This is a genomic window from Mycobacterium sp., from assembly GCF_035603715.1.
Classification (GTDB): domain Bacteria; phylum Actinomycetota; class Actinomycetes; order Mycobacteriales; family Mycobacteriaceae; genus Mycobacterium.
The window spans coordinates 1-4,657 of record NZ_DATNJW010000172.1 but is presented as its reverse complement, the minus strand read 5'-3'; the positions used below and the strand labels follow the sequence as shown (position 1 = coordinate 4,657).

At 64.1% G+C, this 4,657-nt stretch carries 5 protein-coding genes and 1 pseudogene; 4 read left to right on the top strand and 2 right to left on the bottom strand.

The window, feature by feature from the left end; all coding sequences use genetic code 11:
- Positions 1 to 212, bottom strand: a pseudogene (locus tag VN856_RS07590) (cytochrome P450); the annotation flags it as partial.
- 217 nt (positions 213 to 429) lie between these two features.
- Here VN856_RS07590 and VN856_RS07585 point away from each other — a divergent pair.
- A complete protein-coding gene (locus VN856_RS07585) occupies positions 430 to 1,020 on the top strand; it encodes a helix-turn-helix domain-containing protein (RefSeq protein ID WP_325687685.1) in 591 nt (196 codons plus the stop codon).
- 5 nt (positions 1,021 to 1,025) lie between these two features.
- Here VN856_RS07585 and VN856_RS07580 read toward each other — a convergent pair whose 3' ends face one another.
- Positions 1,026 to 1,451, bottom strand: coding sequence for a hypothetical protein (locus VN856_RS07580; RefSeq protein WP_325687683.1), 426 nt, complete (start codon positions 1,449 to 1,451; stop codon positions 1,026 to 1,028).
- Positions 1,452 to 1,567: 116 nt separating this feature from the next.
- On the opposite strand from VN856_RS07580, the gene VN856_RS07575 reads away from it, so the two are divergent.
- From VN856_RS07575 to VN856_RS07565, 3 genes are all read left to right on the top strand, one after another.
- Entirely contained in the window at positions 1,568 to 3,106 is a 1,539-nt protein-coding gene (locus VN856_RS07575) for an AMP-binding protein (RefSeq protein WP_325687681.1), read from the top strand.
- Positions 3,107 to 3,141: 35 nt separating this feature from the next.
- Entirely contained in the window at positions 3,142 to 4,332 is a 1,191-nt protein-coding gene (locus VN856_RS07570) for an amidohydrolase family protein (RefSeq protein WP_325687679.1), read from the top strand.
- Positions 4,333 to 4,365: 33 nt separating this feature from the next.
- Positions 4,366 to 4,657 (top strand): AMP-binding protein (locus tag VN856_RS07565; protein WP_325687677.1); only part of this gene is annotated, 292 nt, incomplete at its 3' end.

The window sequence follows — 4,657 nt, the reverse complement described above, 5'->3', positions numbered from 1 at the left end:
CCGCCGAGCGCGACGACATTTGAAAACGTGTCGGGGTCTTTGTAGACCGCGTTGGCCTCTTCCCAGCCGGTCACCGCGAAGACGTTGTGGTGCGGGAGCTTCGTCACCGGGTTCTGGCCACGCAGGTAATCGAAGTAGGGGTGCGGATCGGGAACCAGCGACGGATCGGCGAAGAAGTCGATGGAATCGAACGCTGAATCAGAGACTGCCATGGTGTCGCGCGCCTCCCGAGGCTGATGTACCCGTGATGGTGTGGGGCGGGCGGTCTGCCATGAGCCGTGTGCCGCCCCAGTCTGAGTTAGGCAAAAGTGTAGTTCTTGCTGAGCACCTGCTTAGCATGGGGCTAATGTCGTGGTCAAGGCGAGAGTGCGGCCCGACGCTACGATCGGCATGTTCAGCAAGTACTCGGCGAGAGTTTGGAATCACGGCATGACTTCGGCGCGCAGGATCGGAGCACCGGACGCCAAGAACCGCGGCGTCTTGCTCGATGCCGCCGAGCAGCTGATGCTCGAAGAGGGTTATGCCGCAGTCACTTCGCGTCGGGTGGCGGAAAAGGCGGACCTCAAGCCGCAACTGGTCCACTACTACTTCCGCACCATGGACGAGTTGTTCCTCGCGGCGTTTCGCCGCCGCGCCGAAGAAGGGCTCGAGGTGCAAGCGCAGGTGCTGCAGGCGCCGCAACCGCTGTGGGCGTTGTGGCGGTTCAGCACCGACCCCGCGGCCACCGCGATCACCAGTGAATTCATCGCGCTCGCTAACCACCGCAAAGCGCTCAAGGCCGAGATTGCGTACTACGCCGAGCGATTTCGCGAGGAGCAACGAAAAGCGCTGTCGACGATTCTCGATCGTTACGGTGTCGACCCGGCCAAGTTTCCGCCGTTGGTCTGGTCCGTTCTGATGACAAGTGTGTCCCGAGTCTTGGTGATCGAGCAGGCGCTCGGCATGTCGGCCGGCCACAGCGACACCGTCGACATCGTCGAGAGCTACCTGCGGCATCTTGAGGGCGACCCCGAGATCTAGCCGCCTCACCAACTACGAAGCGAGCAGAGCGTGCCCTTGGGGCCGTCGTTGGATGTCGCGACCTTTCCGTCAATGACGAGCGCGCAATGGAACATCGGCGTACCCGGCTCCGTCCCGGAGCTCACGACAACCATTGCGTAGTTGGCCGGGTCCCTCAGCATCACCGGCGGGGAGACCCATGGGTGACCAGGTGCGATGTCGGCCTGGACATTGGGAGTGTATTGGTACGGGTCGTGGCTGTAGTTGGAGAACTTCCCCGGGTCCTGATCCAAGTAGTAGATGTCGGCATAGATCGGGGTGGCAGCCGTGATGACGTACTTGACCTCGTGCATGACCGGGTCGTCTGCGCGAGCGACCGTGGCGGCCAGCGTGCTGCAGCTGAGCGCCGACAGCAGAGCCAGCGCTGCGGTGCCTTTACCGATGCTTGTCATGCGCACCTCCGGCCGTCCGCAGTTCCGGGGCGATATTGGCATTCTCTTTAGCGGAGAATAACATCGCCACTGTCTTACTCAAGACCCTAACGTTTGCCGGCGGAGCGTCGAAGCCAATGCGCAATATTCCTGACGAACTGGTCGCCCGATACCAGGAAGCGGGCTGGTGGACCCGGGAGAGTCTCGGGCAGGTGCTGGCTCATGGGCTGCAGGCCGCGCCGGATGCGACGTTCCGGGTGTACTCGGATGTCCGACCGTGGTCTGGCACATTCGCCGAGGTCGAAGTGGTAGCCCGCCGCTTGGCGGCCGGGCTGCGGGCCCGCGGCGTCGGCGCCGGTGATGTGGTGGCTTTTCAGCTGCCCAATTGGATGGAAGCAGCGGCGGCATTCTGGGCGTCGGCGTTCCTGGGTGCGGCGCTGGTGCCGATCGTGCATTTCTATGGCCGCAAAGAACTGGCGCAAATCTTCGCCGCCGCCAAGCCTCAGGTATTCATCACGACCGAGGAGTTCGGCAGGCTGACGTATCAGCCCGATCTGTGTTCGGACATCCCGATCGTCGGGCTGGTCGGGCGGGACTTCGACGATCTGCTCGCCGACGAACCGATGGCCGGCACGGTGCCTGCCGACCCGGCGGGGCCGGCTTTGATCGCGTTCACCTCCGGCACGACCAGCGCGCCGAAGGGCGTCATTCACAGTCACCGCAGCTTGGTCTGCGAGGCGCGTCAGCTCTCCGGCCAGATCCGCTCGATCGGTGACAACCAGCTGACAGCGACACCGATCGGCCACTTCATCGGAATGCTTGCCGCTTTGCTGATCCCGGTGCTCAACGGTGGAGCGGTGCACCTTGTCGACAACTGGGATCCGGGAGTCGTACTCGGGTTGATGGAACGCGACGGCCTCACCCTTGGTGGCGGGCCGCCCTACTTCGTCACCAGCCTGCTCGATCACCCCGACTGCACGCCCGCGCATCGGGCCCGGTTCAAGACTCTTGGCCTGGGCGGTTCGACGGTGCCGGCCACGGTCACCCGACGGCTGACGGATCTGGGCGTCATCGTGTTCCGGTCCTACGGCAGCAGCGAGCACCCGTCGATCACCGGGTCGACGCTGGATGCGCCCGAAGACAAACGCCTGCTCACCGATGGCAACCCGATGCCGGGAGTGGAGATCCGGTTGGCAGCCGACGGCGAGATCCTCAGCCGTGGCCCGGATCTGTGCCTGGGCTACGTCGACGACGAGCTCACCGCGGCCGCTTTCGACAACGACGGCTGGTATCACACCGGAGATATCGGTGTGCTGGATGCCGATGGCTACCTCACCATCACCGACCGCAAGGCCGACGTGATCATCCGCGGCGGCGAGAACATCAGCGCCCTTGAAGTCGAAGAGGTGCTGCTCGGAATGCCCGGTATCGCGGAGGCGGTGGTGGTCGCGGCCCCCGACGCCGTCCTGGGCGAGCGCGTCGCCGCGGTGCTGCGACTCAGGCCAGGGCAGGCGCTGCCAAGCCTCGACGACGTCCGGGCCCATTTCGGCCGGCACGGGATAGCCAGGCAGAAGTGGCCGGAGATTGTGCTCGAAGTCGACGACTATCCGCGCACGGCGAGCGGCAAGGTGCAGAAGCGTCTGGTGCGCGAGGGCATTGCGGTAACCTCTGGCTGAGAATAGTATTCTCACAAATTGCGAAGGAGGATTCCATGGGTCAGTTGTCGCATCGGGAAGACGTCCCGTTTCCCATCTTTGACGCCGATAACCATCTCTACGAGCCGCCCGAGGCGCTGACCAAGTTCCTGCCCAAGGCGTACAAGGACTACGTCCAGTACGTGCAGATCAACGGGCGCACAAAGATCGCGATCCGCGGGCATATCAGCAACTACATTCCCAACCCGACCTTCGAGGTCGTCGCCCGGCCGGGTGCCTGGGAGGAGTACTTCAAGTTCGGCAACCCGGACGGCAAAACCAAGCGCGAGCTGTTCGGTGAGCCGATGCGCGCGATCCCAGCGTTCTTCGAGCCCGGCCCGCGCCTGGAGAAGATGAACGAGCTGGGCCTTGACCGCACCCTGATGTTCCCGACGTTGGCCAGCCTGCTCGAGGAGCGGCTGCGCGACGACCCGCTTGCCATCCACGTCCTGATCCACGCGCTGAACGAGTGGCTCGATGAGGTCTGGGGCTTCAACTACCAGAACCGCATCTTCACGACCCCGGTTATCACCCTGCCGATCGTGGAGAAGGCGATCGAGGAGTTGGAGTGGGTGGTCAAGCGCGGCGCACGCTGCATCTTGGTTCGGCCGGCTCCGGTCCCCGGCTTCCGTGGTCCGCGGTCGTTCGCGGTGCCCGAGTTCGACCCGTTCTGGGAGCGGGTCGTCGAGTACGACCTGCTGGTCGGCATGCACTCCAGCGACAGTGGCTACTCCCGGTACACCTCGGAGTGGGACGGTGCCGAACAGGAGATGCTGCCGTTCCAAACCAATGCGATGGGCATCCTCAACGAGTGGCGGCCGATCCAGGACGCGGTGGGGTCGTGGGTGATTCACGGCGCGCTGTACCGCCACCCGAAGCTGAAGGTCGCGATCGTCGAGGCCGGTTCGAAGTGGATGACCCCGCTGCTCGATGGTCTGGCCGAGGTATTCCGGAAGGCCCCGGAGGCTTTCCCGAGCGACCCCGTCGAGATGGTCAAGAACCGGATCCACGTCAGCCCGTTCTTCGAGGACGGCATCGACGATTTGGTCAACCTCGTCGGTGTGAATCAGGTGTTGTATGGCTCGGACTGGCCGCATCCGGAAGGGCTGGCGGAGCCGACCTTCTACGTCAACGCGCTGTCGCACCTGTCCGTCGACGACCAGGCAAAGATCATGGGCGGAAACCTGTCTCGACTCGTCACGGTGTGACCTATTAGCCAGCCGTGGCAGACCATCCCCGAGATGGTCTTGAGCGCGGCGGACCGGTTCGGCGACGCAGAAGCGGTCGTCGACGGTCCGCTGCGCTTGACTTTCATTGAACTTGTCGCGCGGATACGTTGTGCCGCAGGCGCGTTCGACGAGCTGGGCGTCGCCAAGGGCGATCGGGTCGCCATCTGGGCGCCGAATTCGGCGGACTGGATCATCGCGGCGTTCGGGCTGCTCACCGCTGGCGGCGTGCTGGTTCCGGTGAATACGCGGTTCAAGCCCGACGAAGCCGGTGACGTCATCACCCGCAGTGCGGCAAAGGCCGTGC